The sequence below is a fragment of the Qipengyuania sp. HL-TH1 genome, assembly GCF_036365825.1.
Lineage (GTDB): Bacteria > Pseudomonadota > Alphaproteobacteria > Sphingomonadales > Sphingomonadaceae > Qipengyuania > Qipengyuania profunda.
The window spans coordinates 2143708-2162599 of sequence record NZ_CP142675.1 but is presented as its reverse complement, the minus strand read 5'-3'; the positions used below and the strand labels follow the sequence as shown (position 1 = coordinate 2162599).

The 18892-nt window shown below is 66.5% G+C and carries 16 protein-coding genes and 1 pseudogene; 7 read left to right on the top strand and 10 right to left on the bottom strand.

Annotated features, from left to right (window positions below; translation table 11 throughout):
- Positions 1-29 precede the first annotated feature (29 nt).
- The 3 genes from nth to dapB are packed head-to-tail and all read right to left on the bottom strand — an operon-like array spanning position 30 to position 2221.
- The gene (gene nth / locus VWN43_RS11205) at positions 30-680 is read right to left on the bottom strand and encodes an endonuclease III (protein ID WP_320181677.1); all 651 of its coding nucleotides are present in this window, start codon (positions 678-680) and stop codon (positions 30-32) included.
- Positions 681-690: 10 nt separating this feature from the next.
- Positions 691-1488, bottom strand: coding sequence for an ion transporter (locus tag VWN43_RS11200; RefSeq protein WP_320181678.1), 798 nt, complete (start codon positions 1486-1488; stop codon positions 691-693).
- A 4-nt stretch (positions 1489-1492) separates the two neighbouring features.
- The gene (gene dapB / locus VWN43_RS11195; protein ID WP_253522092.1) at positions 1493-2221 is read right to left on the bottom strand and encodes a 4-hydroxy-tetrahydrodipicolinate reductase; all 729 of its coding nucleotides are present in this window, start codon (positions 2219-2221) and stop codon (positions 1493-1495) included.
- 70 nt (positions 2222-2291) lie between these two features.
- Between dapB and VWN43_RS11190 the strand changes: the two genes are divergently transcribed.
- Entirely contained in the window at positions 2292-2993 is a 702-nt protein-coding gene (locus VWN43_RS11190) for an NAD-dependent deacylase (RefSeq protein WP_253522094.1), read from the top strand.
- Here VWN43_RS11190 and VWN43_RS11185 read toward each other — a convergent pair.
- From VWN43_RS11185 to rpsT, 4 genes are all read right to left on the bottom strand, one after another.
- Complete coding sequence (locus VWN43_RS11185) at positions 2982-3755, bottom strand: HesA/MoeB/ThiF family protein (RefSeq protein WP_253522096.1); 774 nt, start codon at positions 3753-3755, stop codon at positions 2982-2984. The two genes, VWN43_RS11190 and VWN43_RS11185, sit on opposite strands and share 12 nt — an antisense overlap.
- Positions 3752-4186 (bottom strand): DUF983 domain-containing protein, encoded by a 435-nt coding sequence (locus tag VWN43_RS11180; RefSeq protein ID WP_320181679.1) that lies wholly within the window; start codon positions 4184-4186, stop codon positions 3752-3754. The genes VWN43_RS11185 and VWN43_RS11180 overlap by 4 nt, the downstream gene beginning before the upstream one ends.
- Before the next feature lie 111 nt (positions 4187-4297).
- On the bottom strand, positions 4298-5758 hold the full coding sequence (gene dnaA, locus VWN43_RS11175) for a chromosomal replication initiator protein DnaA (protein WP_253522099.1): 1461 nt from the start codon (positions 5756-5758) through the stop codon (positions 4298-4300).
- Positions 5759-6204: 446 nt separating this feature from the next.
- A complete protein-coding gene (gene rpsT / locus VWN43_RS11170; RefSeq protein ID WP_320181680.1) occupies positions 6205-6465 on the bottom strand; it encodes a 30S ribosomal protein S20 in 261 nt (86 codons plus the stop codon).
- Between the two features lie 199 nt (positions 6466-6664).
- Between rpsT and msrB the strand changes: the two genes are divergently transcribed.
- Both msrB and VWN43_RS11160 read left to right on the top strand, forming a co-directional pair.
- Complete coding sequence (gene msrB / locus VWN43_RS11165; RefSeq protein ID WP_253522101.1) at positions 6665-7066, top strand: peptide-methionine (R)-S-oxide reductase MsrB; 402 nt, start codon at positions 6665-6667, stop codon at positions 7064-7066.
- A gap of 102 nt (positions 7067-7168) precedes the next feature.
- A complete protein-coding gene (locus VWN43_RS11160) occupies positions 7169-9340 on the top strand; it encodes a transglycosylase domain-containing protein (protein ID WP_320181681.1) in 2172 nt (723 codons plus the stop codon).
- Positions 9341-9409: 69 nt separating this feature from the next.
- On the opposite strand, the gene VWN43_RS11155 is transcribed toward VWN43_RS11160, so the two are convergent.
- The 3 genes from VWN43_RS11155 to hflK form a co-directional block, all read right to left on the bottom strand.
- Positions 9410-10945, bottom strand: a complete 1536-nt coding sequence (locus VWN43_RS11155; protein ID WP_320181682.1) for a Do family serine endopeptidase — start codon at positions 10943-10945, stop codon at positions 9410-9412.
- 152 nt (positions 10946-11097) lie between these two features.
- On the bottom strand, positions 11098-11931 hold the full coding sequence (gene hflC, locus VWN43_RS11150; protein ID WP_320181683.1) for a protease modulator HflC: 834 nt from the start codon (positions 11929-11931) through the stop codon (positions 11098-11100).
- A 1-nt stretch (position 11932) separates the two neighbouring features.
- Positions 11933-13039, bottom strand: coding sequence for a protease modulator HflK (gene hflK, locus VWN43_RS11145; RefSeq protein WP_320181684.1), 1107 nt, complete (start codon positions 13037-13039; stop codon positions 11933-11935).
- Between the two features lie 118 nt (positions 13040-13157).
- Here hflK and VWN43_RS11140 point away from each other — a divergent pair, with 118 nt between their 5' ends.
- The 4 genes and pseudogenes from VWN43_RS11140 (at position 13158) to VWN43_RS11125 (ending at position 18872) form a co-directional block, all read left to right on the top strand.
- Positions 13158-14120, top strand: coding sequence for an Mrp/NBP35 family ATP-binding protein (locus VWN43_RS11140; protein WP_420493524.1), 963 nt, complete (start codon positions 13158-13160; stop codon positions 14118-14120).
- Positions 14099-16396 carry a xanthine dehydrogenase family protein molybdopterin-binding subunit gene (locus tag VWN43_RS11135; RefSeq protein WP_320181685.1) on the top strand — a complete coding sequence of 766 codons (2298 nt, stop codon included), beginning with the start codon at positions 14099-14101 and terminating at the stop codon, positions 16394-16396. Before VWN43_RS11140 ends, VWN43_RS11135 begins: the two co-directional genes overlap by 22 nt.
- Positions 16393-17421, top strand: a complete 1029-nt coding sequence (gene hemH, locus VWN43_RS11130; protein ID WP_320181686.1) for a ferrochelatase — start codon at positions 16393-16395, stop codon at positions 17419-17421. Before VWN43_RS11135 ends, hemH begins: the two co-directional genes overlap by 4 nt.
- 39 nt (positions 17422-17460) lie before the next feature.
- Positions 17461-18872, top strand: a pseudogene (locus tag VWN43_RS11125) (cytochrome P450).
- Positions 18873-18892: the final 20 nt, after the last annotated feature.

Below are 18892 nucleotides of genomic sequence, written 5' to 3'. Positions count from 1 at the left end.
ACCGGAGAAGGGGGCGGGGGCCGTTGCACCTAGCGCCCCTTGGGCTTCTCCAGCACCTTCTTGCGGTAGCTGCACAGATCGACCACCGGGCAGCGCCAGCATTCGGGCGTGCGCGCCTTGCAGATATAGCGGCCGTGCAGGATCAGCCAGTGATGCGCGCCCAGCCGGAAGGGCTGCGGCACGCGCTTTTCCAGCTTGGCCTCGACCTGTTCGGGCGTCTTGCCCTTGGCGAGGCCGGTGCGGTTGCCGACGCGCAGGATATGCGTGTCGACCGCGAAGGTTTCCTGCCCGAACCAGCAATTGAGCACGACATTGGCAGTCTTGCGGCCCACGCCGGGCAGGCGGACGAGATCCTCGCGCGTGTCGGGCACCTCGCCGCCATATTCGTCGACCAGCAGCTGCGAGAGCGCGATCACGTTCTTGGCCTTGGAATTGAACAGGCCGATGGTCTTGATGTGCTCCTTCAGCCCGTCTTCGCCCAGGGCGAGCATCGCCTGCGGCGTCTCGACTTCGCGGAACAGCGCGCGTGTCGCCTTGTTGACGCCGACATCGGTCGCCTGCGCGGAGAGCGCGACCGCCACCACCAGCTGGTAGGCATTGCCATATTCCAGCTCGGTCTCGGGCGCGGGATTGTCCTCGGCGAGCCGGCGGAAAAATTCGAAGATCTGGTCCTTGGTCATAATCGGGCGGTCACTCGGGGATCGAGCCTTCCATGTCCTCCAATGCGCGCGCCATCGCTTCGCGGCGGCGCTGCATCGCATCGCTGAAGGCGGCGGCGACGATACCCGTCGGCAGCGCCACCAGCAGCACCCCGCCGATTGCCACTATCGAACCGACCAGCCGCCCTGCGGTGGTGACTGGATAGACGTCGCCATAACCGACTGTCGTCAGCGTGATCACCGCCCACCACAGCGCCCGCGGGATCGAGCCGAACTGCTTGGGCTGCAGGCTGCCCTCGACCCAATAGAGGCCCGCCGCGCCCAGCAGGACCAGCACCAGCGCCAGCGTGGCGCAGACGATCAGGTCGTAGCTGCGTTCGCGCAGCGCGGCGCCGATTTCGCGCATCGCGGCGGAAAAGCGGCTGAACTTGAGGATCGAGACGATCCGCAGCAGCCGGATGACGCGCAGCACCGCGGCATTGGCAATGAAGAAGGGCGCCAGGCTCACTGCGACCACGATCAAATCGATGATCCCGATCGGCGACAGGATGAAGCGCCAGCGCTTGGCCCAGGCGGAACCCGGCCCCTCGCGTTCGGGCGCGGCATAGATGCGCCCGACGTATTCGACGAGGAAGATCATCCCGAAGACGAACTCGGCAATCAGGATTTCGCGCTGGTAGGGGATGCGGATCTGCGGCTCGGTCGCGACGATCCCGACCAGCAATGCCAGCAGGATCGTCCACACCACGAAGATGTTCAGCCCCGTCAGCCGGCCATTCGGCCAGGAGCCGATATGCAATTGCCGGTGCAGACGGGCGCGCAGGGTCACAGGCTCAGATCCCCAGCACCTGGTCCATCGAGTAGCGGCCGGGATCGCGCCCGATCATCCATTCGGCCGCGCGCACCGCGCCGCGCGCGAAGATCGAGCGATTCTCGGCGCTGTGCGACAGCGTGATGCGTTCTTCCTCGCCCGCCAGGATCGCGCTGTGTTCGCCCGCCACGGTGCCGCCGCGCAGGCTGGCAAAGCCGATCGCGCCTTCTTCGCGCGCGCCGGTGTGCCCGTCGCGTCCGCGTTCGGAATGGCTGGCGAGATCGATCCCGCGCGCCCCTGCCGCAGCTTCGCCGAGCAGCAGCGCGGTCCCGCTGGGGGCATCGACCTTGCGCCGATGATGCATCTCGAGGATTTCGATATCCCAGTCGGGTCCCAGCCTTGCAGCGGCCTCGCGGACCAGATGCGCGAGCAGCGTCACGCCGAGCGAGGTATTGCCCGTCTGCAGCACCGGCACCGCGCGCGCGGCATCGTCGATCGCGGCGTGATGCCGCTCCTCGAGCCCGGTCGTGCCGATCACCAGCGGCACGCCTGCGCCGATCGCGGCGTGGAGGTTGATGCACAGCGCGCCGGGGGTCGAGAAATCGACCAGCACCTCGCTTGCATCGGCCAGCCCGGCCGCGTCGCCGCCCTTGTCGATCCCGCCCGCCAGTTCATGCCCGCTTGCACCGATCACGGCGGCAAGCGCATGGCCCATGGCGCCTTCGCACCCGATAATCCCGATCCGCGCCATTCTTTCCCCTATCGGCCATGGTTCATGGCCGGTCTTTGACATGCCCTACCGCATCGCTACTTGAGGGCAAATGACCGATATGCGCAACATCGTGATCCTCACCGGGGCAGGTATCTCCGCCGAAAGCGGGATCGATACCTTCCGCGATGGCGGCGGCTTGTGGGAACAGCACCGGGTCGAGGATGTCGCCACGCCCGAGGCCTTCGTGCGCGATCCCGATCTCGTGCTGCGCTTCTACGACCAGCGGCGCGAGGCGATCCAGGCCAAGCAGCCCAATGCCGCGCATGAGGCGATCGCCCGGCTCGATGCGGAATGGGACGGCGAACTGCTGGTGGTGACGCAGAATGTCGACGACCTGCACGAGCGGGCGGGCGCGCGCCGCGTGCTGCATATGCATGGCACGCATCTCAACGCCTGGTGCACTGCCTGCGATATCCGTTCGCGCTGGACCGGGCCAATGATCGACCGTCCGCCATGCCCGGCTTGCGGCACGCCCGCGCTGCGGCCCGATGTCGTGTGGTTCGGCGAAATGCCCTACGAAATGGAGCGCATCCATGCCGCGTTGCGGCAGGCGGATCTGTTCGTCTCGATCGGCACCTCGGGCGCGGTCTATCCCGCGGCGGGTTTCGTCCAGGACGCCCGTGAAATGCGCGTCCGCACGCTCGAACTCAATCTCGAGGCGAGCATGGGATCGCGCTGGTTCCACCAGTCGCGGCACGGCCCGGCGACGCAGGTGGTCCCCGAATGGGTTGCGGAAGTCCTAGGCGGCTGACCCGCAGGCGGCGCAGGCGGGGTCCTTGGCGATGGTGAAGCTGCGCATGGCGGGCTTTAGCCCGTCGAGCAGGTGGACCCGGCCCCAATCGGCCTCGCCCAGCGCGCTGACCCCGTCGAGCAGGATGCGCACCGCCTGCAACGCCGCGAAGGTCGCGACCCAGCCGGCCATCGCGCCAAGCATGCCGTCCTCGGCGCAGGTGTCGCAATCCTCCGCATCGAAGGCATCGCCGACGAAGCAGCGGTAGCACGGCTGGTTGGGAAGGTGTCCGGCAAAGGCACCGACCTGCCCCTGAAAGCGCCCGACCGCGGCCGAGAGCAACGGAACGCGCTCCGCCACGCAGGCATCGGCAACCGCCAGCCTTGTGGCGAAATTGTCGGTCCCGTCGAGAATCAGATCGGCATCGACCACGAGTTCGTGTGCATTGTCGCGCGTGATCCGGCGGTCGCTGATGGTGACGTCGAGCGCGGCGTCGAAGCCGGTCACCCAGCGCTTGGCGATCACCGCCTTGCCGTGGCCGACATCGCGTTCGTTATACAGCGTCTGGCGCTGGAGATTGCTGGCATCGACCCGGTCGTCATCGACCAGCGTCAGCTTCCCGATCCCCGCGCCTGCGAGATATTGCAGCGCGGGCGAGCCGATCCCGCCCAGGCCCACCAGCACCAGATGCTTGCCCGCCAGCGCGACCTGGCCCGCGCCGCCCACTTCGGGCAGCACGATGTGCCGCGCAAACCGGTCGAGACGGCCCGGTGGCAGGCTCATTCCAATTCCTCCTGCGGTTCGGGCAGGCGTTCGCGGCGAAAGCCGTGCATGCCGTGCCACCATTGCAGCGCGATCACGGCGCCCTTGGCGGGCTGCAGCGTGACCAGCATGAAGATCACCGCCAGCGGCAGGATGATGGCGAGGATCGCCATGCTCGACAGCGCGAAGTCGCTCGCGAGGATGATCAGCACCGGCGCGAGCAAATGGCCGGTGACGAAGATCGAGACATAGGCCGGAAAATCGTCCGCGCGCTGGCCCGAGATGTCGAGCGCGCAGGCGGGGCAGCGATCATGCGGCTTGAGCCATTTGCGGAACAGCGGCGCTTCGCCGCACCGCGGGCACCGGCACCGCGCGCCGCGCCACAGTGCGGCGCCGAAGGAAGCGGGCAGGGCGATATCGGCGCGCGGGGCGGCGGGAGGTATCTGCGGCATGCAGGCTCTTTGGCGCGCGCGATGGCGCCTGTCGACAGCTCTGTGCACAGAGCTGTCGAAGCGGTGTGAACGGGGTGGGGAGCGGACGCGCCGGCGCCCGCGCTTATGCCGTCAGCTTTCGAGCTGCCGAAGCAGGCTGCGCACATCGCCATCCATATCGGCATCGCGCTGGCGCAAATCCTCGATCAGCCGCACCGCGTGGATCACGGTCGAATGGTCGCGCCCGCCGAACTTGCGCCCGATTTCGGGATAGCTGCGCGGGGTGAGCACCTTCGACAGATACATCGCCACCTGCCGCGGCCGCACGACGGCGCGCGCGCGGCGCTTGGAGCTCATCTCGCTGCGGTCGATACGGTAGAACTGGCATACGGTGCGCTGGATCTCGTCGATCGTGATCCGGCGGCGGTTGGCCGAGAGGATATCGGTCAGCTGCTCCTCGGCCAGCTGGAGCGAGACTTCCTGCCCGGTCAGCTGGGCGTAGGCGATCAGCTTGTTGAGCCCGCCGACCAGTTCGCGGATATTGCGGGTGATGGTGCGGGCGAGGAAGTCGAGCACGTCCGCAGGCACGTCGAGCGGTGCGAAACGCGTCAGCTTGGAGGTGAGGATTTTCTTGCGCAGTTCGATATCGGCGGCCTGGATATCGGCGACGAGGCCCATCGACAGGCGGCTGAGCAAGCGCGGTTCGACCCCGTCGAGCGCCTGCGGCGCACGGTCGGCGGCGAACACCAGCCGCTTGCCTTCGGCGAGCAGCGCATCGATCGTGTAGAGCAGTTCTTCCTGCGCGCTGGCCTTGCCGATGATGAATTGGATATCGTCCACCAGCAGCAGGTCGAAGCTGCGCAGCCGGGCCTTGAATTCGAGCATCTGGTTGGCCTTCAGCGCCTGGACGAATTCGACCATGAAGCGCTCGGCGCTGCAGTAGAAGATACGGCTGCGCGGATGCGCTTGCAGGAAGGCATGGCCGGTGGCGTGCAGCAGGTGGGTCTTGCCCTGGCCGGTGGCGGCCTTGAGGTAGAGCGGGCTGAACTGCGGCTTCTCGGTCGCGCCCATGCGCTGCGCGGCGTTGAAGGCGAGCACATTGGCTTCACCGGTGATGAAGGCGGCAAAGGTGAGGCTGGGGTCGAGCCCGACCGAGCTGGTGAAACCGGTATCGCCCAGCGTGTCGGCGCCGATCGCCATCATCGAGGTGTCGGCCCCGTCATTGGCCGGGCGGCGCCCGTCCGAATGGAGGCGCAGATCGGCGACCTGGCGGCGGCCCGGGTGGACCTGGATGCGGACGTCGCGCACTTCGCTGCGCGCAATCTTCCACGCCAGGCTGAGCCGGTCGGCAAAGCGGTCCTTGACCCAATTGGCGCTGAATTCGGTGGGCAGGAACAGGTCGAGCGTACCGCTGTCCTTGTCGATCCCGCCGACCTGGATCGGCTTGATCCACTGGCTGTGGAGCTGGTGACCAAGATCCTTGCGCAGGCCCTGGCTGATATCGGCCCAGTCCGCCGCCAGGTTCACCGCCTCTTGATCTTCCATGAAATCGTCCTGTGCCTTGCGCGAACCAATGTCTGATGCCTTACGCATTCTTGTATCATCCCCCGGTGAACGCCGCGGCGCCACTCGTTTGCTTCTAACATTGGCAAGGCCGGGCACAGCATCGCCACACTCCGGAATCGGTGCATCCGAAGGTCGCCCTCGCTCGTCGATAATCTAAAGGTCCGGGCTGTCCCGCCCCGAACCGAGAACCATTGTGTAGGTCGCTCGCCGGATGAGTCGCAAGGGGGATAACTGCAAAAAATCTGAAATATACTTGTTGACTCACGTGTAAGCCGCAGGCCCCCGTTCAAGTGACGGATATTACTTGAGTTCGCCCAAATTTGCGCTGCGAATCGTGAGTTTCGCGTGGGTTTTGTTACGAATGCATTTCAGGCCAGTATTCGAATGCAACTGAAATACGACAAAAGGGCCGCCGGTTAACCCGACGGCCCCACGAATACTGTCGAAGCCGGTCCCGGGACCGGCGAGATCTCTTAGAGCGAAGCGACCCGCTTCGTCAGGCGGCTCATCTTGCGCGCCGCAGTGTTCTTGTGCAGCACGCCGCGGGCGACACCGCGCGCCAGTTCCGGCTGCGCGCTCTTGAGCGCCGTCTGTGCGGTATCCTTGTCGCCGCCTTCGATCGCGACTTCCACCTTCTTGAGGAAGTTGCGGATGCGGCTCATGCGGGCACCGTTGATTTCGGCGCGGTTTGCGTTGCGACGGATGCGCTTCTTGGCTTGCGGCGTGTTGGCCATGTTTGTCCTCGTCAGGCCGCACGGCATGCGCGGCGGGAAATCTCGTAAGTGCGTGCGAAAAGGCGGCATGGGCCGCCGGAAAGCGGCGCACTTAGCGGCGCGCCTCCGAATCGTCAAGCAAATCGTCGACCATTCGCGGAACCACGTGCATCGGCTCCGGCAGCGCCTATATGGTCTGTCCCAGACGAAAGGACAAGCCGTGAGCGACAAGCCCGAACACACCGCCGCCGAATGGCGCGAGAAGCTGACCCCCGAGCAATTCCACGTGCTGCGTGAAGCCGGGACCGAGCGTGCCTTCACCGGCAAATACGACAAGCATTACGATGCCGGCGAATATTACTGCGCGGGCTGCGGCCAGAAGCTGTTCGAGAGCGGCGAGAAATACAACAGCGGCTGCGGCTGGCCCGCCTTTACCGCCCCTGCCGAAGGCGAGGCGGTCGACGAGCACCGCGATGTGTCGCACGGGATGATCCGGACCGAGGTGACCTGCGCCAATTGCGGCGGGCATCTGGGCCATGTCTTCCCCGATGGGCCACCCGATCGCGGCGGCCTGCGCTATTGCATCAACTCCGCCGCGCTCGATTTCGAGCCCGAGGATTGAGACGTCCAACCGCGCATGGTTCCGTTCACGCTTGGTTAGACCTCGCCATGCAAGGTCGGGGCACTTATAGGGCGGCGAGCAACAAGGGTGCCAGCATAATCGATGGATAGACGAGGGAGCCGCCGCAAGAGTTCGGCGCGCAAGGAACGCGCTGCACGGGCCGCAGCGGACAAACCGCAAAGCTGGTTCGCGCGCTGGACCCGCCGCCTCCTCGTCTGGGGCGGCGCGCTGGCGCTGCTCGTGGCGCTGTTCCTGGCGCTCGCCGTGGGATTTTCCGCGCGCTCGATGCCGACCTATTACCAGCTGAAAGCGACGCAGAACGCGCAGACCATCGTGGTGCGCGCGCGCGACGGGACCGAGATTGTCGAGCTCGGCCCCAGCTTCGGCAAATGGCTGACCTCGGACGAGATCCCGCAGGTGATGAAGGATGCGATGATCTCGGTCGAGGACCGGCGGTATTATTCGCATTTCGGGATCGACCCCTGGCGCACCGGCGGTGCGATCATCGAAGGGCTGACCGGTTCGCGCGAACGCGTCGGCGGGACCTCGACGCTCACGCAGCAGCTCGCGCGTAACGTCTTCCTCAACAACAACCGCTCGCTCGACCGCAAGCTGCGCGAGGCGATCCTCGCCATGGCGCTGGAATGGAAGTTCTCGAAGGAGCAGATCCTCGAGCTCTATCTCAACAAGGTCTATTTCGGCGGCGGCGCCTATGGCATCGACAGCGCCAGCCGGAAGTTCTTCAGCCATCCCGCGACCGAACTGTCGGTGGCCGAGGCGGCGATCATCGCCGGGCTGGTCAAGGCGCCCAGCCGCTATTCTCCGACTGCCGATGTCGACGCCGCGGTAGGCCGCGCCAGCGTGGTGCTGCGGCTGATGAAGGAACAGGGACGGATCGCGCCCGATGTGACGGTCGATCCCAGCGCGGTGAAGCTCAAGGAAGAGGCGGGCCAGAATTCGGTGCGCTACTTCACCGACTGGGCGCTGCCGCAGCTCGACCTGCTGCTGCCCGAGACCTTCGAGCCGATCGAGGTGTGGACCACGCTCGATGTCGGGATGCAGCGCGCGGCGACCGCGTCGATCAAGTCGAACACGCCCGACGGGGCGCAGGGCGCGCTGGTCAGCATGGACCGCGACGGGGCGATCCTCGCGCTGGTCGGCGGCACCGATTACGTCGCGACCAATTACAACCGTGCGACCGATGCGCTGCGCCAGCCGGGTTCGGCATGGAAACTGTTCGTCTATCTCGCCGCGCTCGAGGCGGGCTACACGCCCAACGACCGCGTCGTCGATACGCCGGTCGAGATCGACGGGTGGAGCCCGCGCAATTCGAGCGGGCGCAATGTCGGCGAAATCGATCTGCGCACCGCCTTTGCCTATTCGATCAACACGGTCGCCGCGCAGCTGGGCAATGAAGTCGGCTTCGGCACCGTCGCCTCGATGGCCCGGCGGTTCGGCATAACGACCGAGATCAACACCTATCCCGCCATGGTGCTGGGTTCGAACGAAGTGCGGCTGATCGACATGACCCGCGCCTTCGCCGTCGTATCGGCGGAGGGGGCTTCGGTCGAACCGCATGGCATCCTCAAGGTCGAGACCGCCGATGGCGAATTGCTCTACCAGCACGAACCCGCGCGCTCGTCGCAGCTGGTGCCCGATTATGTCGCTGCGGGAATCACCGACCTGTTGCAGACGGCGGTTGCCACCGGCACCGGCCGGGCGGCGCAGATCGGGCGCCCGGTGGCGGGCAAGACCGGCACCACCAGCTCGAACAAGGATGGCTATTTCGTCGGCTTTTCCAGCGGGATCACCACCGGCGTGTGGATGGGCCGCGACGACAATGCGCGCGTCGGCGGCCTGCAGGGCGGCACCGCGCCCGCGCGCGCTTTTGCCGCCTATATGCGCTATGCGGTCAAGGATCGCCCGGTGGTCGAATTCGACACCGATCTCCAGCTGCCTGAATGGCAGCTCGAGCCCGACGATGAATACATGCTCGGCGATCCGGAGGATTACTACTTCATCGACGAGCAGGGCAATCTGATCGAGCCGGGTACGAGCGACAGCTCGCGCGGCGATCCCTTCGCCGACGATTTCGACCGGACGCTCGATCCGGCGCGTCCGCGCACGCCGGCCGTGCCCGCGCCGCGCGCACCGCAGCAACCGCCCCGCGGTGCCGATGGCGCGCCGCAGGCGATCGGCGACGATTTCCTCGACGAGGCGACCGGCGGGCGGCGCGAACCGGAGCCGCAGCAGACGCCGCGCCCCAACAATTAGCCGGGCGGATATGAAAAGGGCGGCCCCCGCGAAATGCGAGGGCCGCCCTTGGCATGTCATGCAGCGGCTTTAGCGCAGGCGCACCGCCACATAGGCCGGCTGGCGGCCACGTTGCTGGATGCGCAGCAGCACCGCTTCGCGGTTCTCGCTTTCCGCGGTGCGAATGGTGTTCTCCAGATCCTGCATGCTGGTCACTGCGCGATAGTTCGCGGTGAGGATGATGTCGCCGCGCTGCAGCCCCTTGCGGGCCGCATCGGAGTTCCGGTCGACCCCCGCCACGACAAGCCCCTGCGTGTCGGTGCCGACGCCCAGCTGGCGCGCGATCTGCGGCGTCAGCGGCAACACCTGCAGGCCGAGCTTTTCCTCGATCACGGCATTGTCGCTCGCTTCCATCGGATCTTCGTCCTCGGCATCGGGGTCGAACTGCTGCTGCTGGCGCAGTTCTTCCTCGCTCGGACGCTTGCCCACGGTCACATTGACGCGGCGCGTCTGCCCGTCGCGGATCAGCTCGACCGGGATGGTGGTGCCCGGCGGGGTGTTGGCGACGAGATAGGACAGCGACTGGTCGGGCGTGACCGTCTGGCCGTTGATCTTGGTCACGATATCGCCCGCGCGAATGCCCGCCTCGTCGGCCGCCTCGCCCGGCTGGACCGACTGGATGAACTCGCCGCGGTTCTGCTCGATGCCCAGCGAATCGGCGAGATCGTCGGTCACCGGCTGGATCGAGACACCCAGATAGCCGCGCTCGATTTCGACGCCGTCGCGCAGCTGCTTGACGATCGGTGCGGCGATCTCGGCGGGAATGGCGAAGCCGATCCCCACGCTGCCGCCCGAAGGCGAGAAGATCGCATTGTTGATGCCGATGACATTGCCCTGCATGTCGAACAGCGGGCCGCCCGAATTGCCGCGATTGATCGCGGCATCGGTCTGGATATAGCGGTCATAGGCGCCGCCCTGGCCGGTGTTGCGATAGACCGCCGAGACGATGCCCGAGGTGACCGTTCCGCCAAGCCCGAAGGGATTGCCGATCGCGACCACCCAGTCGCCCGGGCGGGCCTGCGCCGAATCGCCAAACTCGACGAAGGGGAAATCCGCACTGCGGTTGATTTTGAGCACGGCCAGATCGCTCTGCGGGTCGGTGCCGACCAGTTCGGCGTTATATTCGGTGCCGTCGGGCATGGTGACGGTGATTTCCTCCACCGTCCCGCGCCCGGTCGGGCTGACCACGTGGTTGTTGGTCACGACATAGCCGTCGGCCGAAATGATGAAGCCCGAGCCCAGCGACTGGCCTTCGCGATATTGCGGTTGCTGCTGCTGGCCGCCGCCGCGGCGGTTGAACAGGCCCTCGAACGGGGTGCCGGCGAAGGGATTGCCGCTACTGCCCGAAACCTCGATCCGCTGGCGGGTCGAGATATTGACCACGGCAGGCTGCAATTGCGCGGTCAGGTCGGCAAAGCTTTCGGGAGCGCCGGCACGCGGGACGACGCGGGCCATGTGGCTGTCGTCGTTCTGGGCGACCTGGGCGCCGGCCGGGTAGCCGGTCGCGAGCGAGATCGCGGCGCCGCCTACCAGCAGCGCGCTCGTCACGGAATATGCATATCGCACGGGCTTCACGTCCTTTTCGTCCTCTTCTCTAAATTGCAGGTGCCGCGGTCGGCAGCAAAGCTACCGCCATGCGGACCTGGCGTTCCGGCGGGCGATTTTCGCCCCCGCCGGTGAATGCCATTTGAACGGCGCGGACGCCGCTCGACGAACCGTCAACGCCGCCCGCGGAACTGCCGCAGATACTCATTGTCCGGCGACAGGATGATGCTGCTTTCCGACGGGTTATCGCCATTGGAGAAGGTCACGTTATAGCTCTGCATCGCGCGGTAGAAGTCGTAGAACTCGGCGTCCTTGCTAAAGGCTTCGGCATAGATGCGCGCGCCTTCGGCATCGGCTTCGGCGCGGATGATCCGCGCGTCGCGGCTGCCGCCCGCCCGGATCGTGCGGGCTTCGCGTTCGCGATCCGATTCCATCCGGCGGAAGGCCGATTGCAGCGGTGCTTCGGGCAGGTCGGTGCGCATGATCTTCACATCGACCACCTCGGCCCCGTACTGCCGCGCCTGACGGTCGAGATTGGTGCGAACATTGGCCAGCGCGCTGCCGCGTTCGGCGGTCAGCATGGCCTGGAAGGTCCGGCGGCCAAGTTCCTGGCGCAGCACCGAGTTGAGGATCGGCTCGAGCGCATTGCGCACGCCATCGGTCGAACCGGCGCGTTCGACCATGCGGACCGGGTCGGTAATGCGGAACCGGGCGTAGGCATTGACGAGCAGGCGCTGCTGGTCGGCCGAGAGAACCTCTTCATCGGTCATCTCGAGATCGAGCAGGCGCTTCTCGACGCGGCTGACCCTTTCGATGATCGGCATGCGGAAATAGATGCCCGCGCCGGTCGTGCCATTGGGCGTATTGACCGTGCCGACCGGCTGGCCGGTACGGATGATGACGACCTGCTCCTCTTCGGGAACGACATAGGCGCTCATCATGAAAGCGATCACCGCCACGGCGAGCGCGATGACCCAGTTGCGGTGTTTCTGCAGGAAAGTGCTCATCTTACTGGCCCCCCGGTGCCGTGACAGTGGTCGCGGGCTGCTGTGACCGTCGGCGAATCTCGGGCAGCGGCAGATACGGGGTCACATTGTCGGTTTCGACGATTGTCTTGTCGGTCTGGCTCAGCACACGCTCCATGGTTTCGTAATAAAGCCGCTGGCGGGTCACCTGCGGGGCCAGGCGGTACTGCTCATAGACCTTGTTGAAAGCTTCCGCCTCACCCTCGGCCTGTGCGAGCACCTGCTGGGCATAGCCGCGCGCCTGGTTGCGCGCCGCATCGGCATTCTGTTCGGCGACCTGCACGTCGCGAAAGGCATCGACGACCTGCGCGGGCGGATCGGCCTTTTCGATTTCGACACCCAGCACGCGGACGCCCGCGCCATAGCTGTCGAGCGTGGCCTGCATGCGTTCGCGCACGTCGAGTTCGATCGCTGCACGGCCCTGGCCCGAGAAGGTCTCGTCGAGCTCGGTTTCGGCGACCGAGGCGCGCATCGCGGCTTCGGCGGCTTCGTTCACCGTCTCGATCGGATCGACCACGCGGAACTTGTAGCCCTCGAGGTCCTTGATGTTCCAGCGGACGATATAGCTGAGATCGACGAGGTTCTGGTCGCCGGTCAGGATCAGCTTGACCTGGCTGTCACCGCCCGGAATGCGCACCGAACGGACGCCTTCGACATCTTCGACATCGACCGTTTCGATCGGGAAGGGGGCGGTGATCTGCAGGCCCGGGCGCAGAGTGCGGGTGTACTCGCCCAGCGTCTTCACCACGGCCTGCTGCTGCGGACCGACAAGGTGGAAGCTGGTCGCGAGCAGGCCAAAGGCAATGATCCCGATGACTGCGATCGGGAACCAGCTCTTGCCGCCGGGGCGCTGGGGAAAGCGGAAATTGGGACCGCCGGGGCCGCCGCCGCTGCGGCGCGGGCCTTCGGGGCCGCGGCTCTTGAAGATATCCTCGATATTGGGGGCGCGGCGGCCATCCTCGCCGCCACCCGGCGGGAGCCAGGGATTGCGCGGGCCGCGGGGTTTGTCGCCGCCCTTGGTGCCCTCGGGCTTGTCGTCGTCTCCGTCATCCCCGGAGCCGCCGCCCCAAGGGCTTTTGTTGCCCGCCATTGCCAGGGAAATCCTCTGTCCGAACCCGTCAAAAATTCTCATGTCTTTCCTTATAGGTGCGCCGCCACGGAAAAACAGGGGTTGCCGCGCGCTTTTCGATGCTACAGCAGCCGCGCCCATGAGTTCGACCGATCCGAAATCGCTGCTTCCTGCCAGCCTTGCCGACCGCGTTTCCGCGCTGACCATCAAACAGGGCCGGGCGATTGCCGTGGTCGATGCCGCCGGGCTGGGTGAGCAGGAGCGCGCCGATATCGAACGCGCGATCACCGATATCCTCAGTGAGCGCGACGATGTTTCCGAAACCCGCGTGGTGATGACCGCCGAGCGCCGCCAGCGGCGGCTGATCGCCGTCGGCAGCGGCAAGGGCGGGGTGGGCAAATCCACGCTGACCGCCAATCTGGCGATCGCACTCGCCCGCCTGGGCCACAAGGTCGGGCTGGTCGATGCCGATATCTACGGCCCCTCGCAGCCGGTCATCCTGGGCAATCAGGGCAAGAAGCCCATCGCGCGCGATGAAAAGCTGGTCCCGGTGGAGAGCGAGTTCGGCATTCCGGTGCTGTCGATGGGCCATCTGGTCGAACCCGGTCGCGCGCTGGCATGGCGCGGGCCGATGGCGGGCAATGCGCTCACGCAATTGATCGATGCCCATTGGGGCGATGTCGATACGCTGCTGGTCGATCTGCCACCGGGTACGGGCGATGTGCAACTGACCATGCTGCAGCGGTTCAAGCCGATGGGCGCGGTGCTGGTTTCCACGCCGCAGGACCTCGCGCTGATCGATGCGGCGCGCGCAGGGCAGCTGTTCGACCAGGCCGAAGTGCCGGTGATCGGGCTGGTCGAGAACATGGCCGGCTATGTCTGCCCGCATTGCGGCGAACTGTCCGATCCTTTCGGCAGGGGCGGGGTCGAAACCGCTGCCGAGCGGCTCGAACTGCCGTTCCTCGGCCGGATCCCGCTCGATCTTGCCATTCGCGAGGGCAGCGATCGGGGCCAGCCGCCCGCCTGCGGCACGGGCGCGCTCGCCGCGCCGTTCCACGATATCGCCGCCAAGGTCGACGCATGGATTGGCGCGCAAAGCTGACCGCGCTTCCCGTAACGCGGCGCCAGCTGGTTGCGGGCGCCGCGGTGGGCGGGGGATTGGGCGTGGCCTGGTGGCTGTGGCCACGTCATTACACCAGCCCGCTGTCCCCCGGTCCCAATGAACGCGACTTCGGCGGCTGGATCACCATCGGCCGCGACGGAGTGGTCACCGTGGCGGTGCCGCAGCTCGAAATGGGGCAGGGCGTTACGACCGTGCTGGCCCAGGTGGTGGCGGTCGAACTGGGCGCCGACTGGCGCCAGGTCGCGGTCGAACCCAGCCCGCCCGCGGGGCTTTACGCCAATATCCCGCTGGCCGCGAAATGGGCGCCGCTCTGGTCCAACCTGCCCAGCTTCGCCGGCGATCCAGACAGCCAGCTGGCGGAGAATTACGCGCGCAGCAATGCCTTTGCCGCGACGGCGGACGGGACCTCGCTCGCTGCGTATGAACTGCCGCTGCGCGAAGCCGCCGCGACCGCGCGCGCGCTGCTGGCGATGGCGGCGGCCGAACGCTGGGACGTGGACTGGGAAGAATGCCTGGTCGAACGCGGCATCGTCCGCCACGCCGAACAGCAATTGGGCTTCGGCGCGCTGGTGGCGGAGGCCGCAGAGCTCGATCCCCCCGATCCGCCGCCCCTGCGCGTAGCGCCTGCGAGCGAGGATCCCGTGCCCGCCGAGGCCGAACTGGCGCCCGATTTCCCCCGGCTCGACCTGCCCGCCAAGGTCGATGGCAGCTTCCTGTTTGCCGGGGACATCCGCCTGCCGGGAATGGTCTTCGCCTCGATCCGCCACGGGCCGCTGGGCAAGCCCGACCTGTCGGGGTTCGAAGCGGCGGCGGTCGAGGGGCTGGACGGCCTGGTCGGCGTGGTGAAATCCAGGCGCTATCTCGCCGCAGTGGCCGAAAGCTGGTGGGTTGCCGAGCAGGCGCTCAAGGCGATGCGCCCGGTGTTCGCCGGACCGCCCGCGGTCGAAAGCGCGGCTGCGCTCGAGGCGCTCGACGAAGCGCATGGCACGGTCGAGCCCAGGCGCACGCTGGCGCTGGGCGATGCCGACGAGCTGCTTGCCCGCCCCGACTATGCGCAGACCTATGCGGTCGGCCCCGCGGTCCATGCGGCGATCGAAACCGCCAGCGCCACCGCGCGCTATGATGGCGGCAAGCTGGAGCTGTGGATCGCCGCGCAGGCCCCCGAACTCACCCGGCGCGCAGCAGCCAAGGCGATCGGCATCGCGCCGCATAATGTCGTGCTCTATCCGACCGCTGCAGGCGGCAGTTTCGACGCGCGGCTCGAGCGGCGTCACGCGATCGAGGTCGCGCAGATCGCCCGGGAGATCGGGCGGCCGGTGCAGCTTACCTGGCCGCGTGCGCAGGAATTGCAGTCGCTCCCCGTGCGGACCCCGGTCAGCGCGCGGCTCGAAGCGGGTTTCGAGGCCGCCAGCGGCGGGCGGATCGCCGCCTGGCGCGCGCGGCTGGCAATGCCCGCCACCGCGCGCGAATTCGGCTACCGCCTGTTCGACAACAAGACCCCGCAAGCTGCGCTGGAGCAGGCGGCGGACAAGGCCGATGCGATGGCGTGCGACGGCGCGCTGCCGCCCTATGGAATCGAGCATGTCGCCATCGACCACCTGCCCGTCACCTTGCCTTTCCCGACCGGGCGGCTGCGCGGCAATGCCATCGCCTATAACGCCTTCTTCATCGAAAGCTTCGTCGACGAACTGGCCGAACGCGCGGGGCGCGATCCGATGCTCTACCGCATGGAAATGCTCGGCCGGATGCCGCGCATGGCCGATACGCTGCGCCGCGCGACGCGGCTCGCGGGATGGGATGGCGGGCGCCGCGGCACCGGTCAGGGGCTGGCGATGGTGCGGATGGGCACGCCCGATACCGGCGGCCGGATCGCCTGTGTCGCGCAGGCCGCGCTGGGCGAAGGCGGCGTGCGCGTGACCAGGCTGCATGCGGCGGTCGATATCGGGCGCGTGGTCAATGCCGATATCGCGCGCCAACAGATCGAGGGCGGGTTGATCTTCGGTCTCTCGCTCGCGACCGGATCGAGCGTCGCCTATGAAGAGGGCAGGCCGGTGCCGGCCCGGCTTGCCGGTCTGGGTTTGCCTACGCTGGGGGATTGTCCCGAAATCGTCGTCGAATTCCTCGCCAGCGATGCCCCGCCTTTCGATCCGGGCGAACTCGGCGTGGCGGTGGCGCCCCCGGCTATCGCGAATGCGCTTTACTCGGCGACCGGAGTGCGCTTTCGCCGCCTGCCATTGCTTTCGGAGGGTCTATGACCTGGCAAGAACAGAACTTACCCGCCGACCATCCGCCCGTGAAATCGGGCAAGGTCGGCGTGCTCGTCGTCAATCTCGGGACCCCCGATGCCCCCGAAAAGGGACCGGTGAAACGCTATCTCGGCGAATTCCTGTCCGACCGGCGCGTGGTTGAAATCCCGCCGATCGCTTGGCAACCGATCCTGCGCGGGATCATCCTCAACACGCGCCCGAAGAAGAGCGCGCATGCCTACCAGCAGGTCTGGACCGATGAAGGCTCGCCGCTCGCGGTCATCACGCGCGACCAGGCCGCGGCGATGCAGGTCCGGCTGGGCGACGCGGTCATGGTCGACTGGGCGATGCGCTATGGCACACCGGCGATCCCCGAGCGCATCCAAGCGCTGATGGACGCGGGATGCGAACGCATCCTGCTCGCTCCGCTCTACCCGCAATATTCGGCCGCCACGACCGCGACGGTTGTGGACAAGGCTGCGGACAAGCTGCGGACAATGCGTTGGCAGCCCTCGCTACGCACGCTGCCGCCCTATCACGACGATCCGGCCTATATCGATGCGCTGGCACAGGATTTGTCGCGCCAGCTCGATGCGCTCGACTTCGCTCCCGAATTGCTGCTGCTCAGCTTCCATGGCATGCCGCAGCGCACGCTCGAACTGGGCGATCCCTACCATTGCCACTGCCAGAAGACCTCGCGGCTGCTGCAGGAGCGGCTGGTCCGCCCGGGCCTGCGGTTCCGCACGACCTTCCAGTCGCGCTTCGGCCCGGCCAAGTGGCTGGGCCCCGCGACCGACGATACCTTCGCCGAGGAAGCGCAGGCGGGGACCAAACGGCTGGCCGTCGCTGCACCGGGCTTTTCGGCGGATTGTCTCGAGACGCTGGAAGAGCTGGCGATCCAGGGGCGCGAACAGTTCACCGAAGCGGGCGGAGCGCAGTTTGCCGCGCTTTCCTGCCTCAATACGTCCGCTGCCGGGCTGGACATGCTCGAAACTTTGCTGCGCCGTGAATTGTCGGGGTGGATTCCCGCGTAAAACCTACTTACAACAAAGTAAGTTGTAAGGAGCTACCTAATGGCCACGCTTGCCCCGCACCAGTCTGCCGAGACCGCGCCATCGCATTGGCAGGAAGGCAATCCCGGCGACGATGCGCTCGCACATATTCCCGGCGAGGGGGGTGGCCGATCGTCGGCAACACCTTCAAGATGCTGGCCGACCCGCATGGCCAGACGCGGCGCATGGTCGAAAAATACGGCCGCGTTTACAAGAACAAGGCCTTCGGTGGCTGGAATGTCGCGCTGATCGGGGCCGAGGCCAACGAGATGCTGCTGATGAACCGCGACAAGATCTTCAGCTCCGAACAGGGCTGGGGGCCGATCCTCGACAAGCTGTTCCCGCGCGGTCTGATGCTGATCGATTTCGACCATCACCGCGCCGATCGCCGCGCGCTGTCGATCGCCTTCAAGCCCGGCCCGATGCGCCATTATGCGGACGCGCTGAACCGCGGCATCGCCAAGCGGGTCGAGGAATGGGGCGGCGATGGCTCGGGGGCGGAAATGCTCTTCTATCCCTCGATCAAGGAACTGACGCTCGACCTCGCCGCCGACAGTTTCATCGGCATCCCCTGGGGTCCCGAAGCGGACCGCATCAACACCGCTTTCGTCGACATGGTCCAGGCCAGCGTCGCACCGGTGCGCAAGCCGCTGCCCTTCACGCAGATGAAGCGCGGCGTCGATGGCCGTGCCTATCTGGTCGACTATTTCACGCGCGAAACGCATCGCCGCCGCGCCGAAGGCGGCGGGCAGGACATGTTCAGCCAGTTCGCCACCGCCGAATATGACGATGGCAGCCTGATGCCGGTCGACGAAGTGGTCGATCACATGAACTTCCTGATGATGGCCGCGCACGACACCATCACCTCCAGCGCCACCTCGCTGCTGTGGCTGCTCGCCAAGCATCCCGAATGGCAGGACCGGCTGCGCGAGGAGATCGCCGCGGTCACCGGGGGCAGCGATGCCAGCGGCCGCCCGCGCGATCTCGAATATGACGATCTGGGCAAGCTCGACCTGACCGAAATGGCGTTCAAGGAAGCGCTGCGGTTCGTGCCGCCCGTGCCTTCGATGCCGCGCCGCGCGCTCAAGTCCTTCGAATATGGCGGCTATCGCATTCCGGCCGGCGCGCATGTCGGGATCAACATCCACTACACGCATCACGACGAGGAACATTGGGAGGATCCCTACACCTTCGACCCGATGCGCTTTACGCCCGAGCAAGTGAAGGCACGGCACAAATACGCCTGGGTGCCCTTCGGCGGCGGGGCGCATATGTGCCTGGGGCTGCACTTCGCCTACATGCAGGTGAAGATCCTGCTGGCACAGATGTTGCCGCGCTACCGTATCGAGCTGGCGGCGGGCGATCCCGAATGGCAGGCGTGGCCGATCCCCAAGCCCAAGGACGGGTTGAAGCTCAAGCTTACCGCCATCTGATAATCATTGCGCGGGGGGGC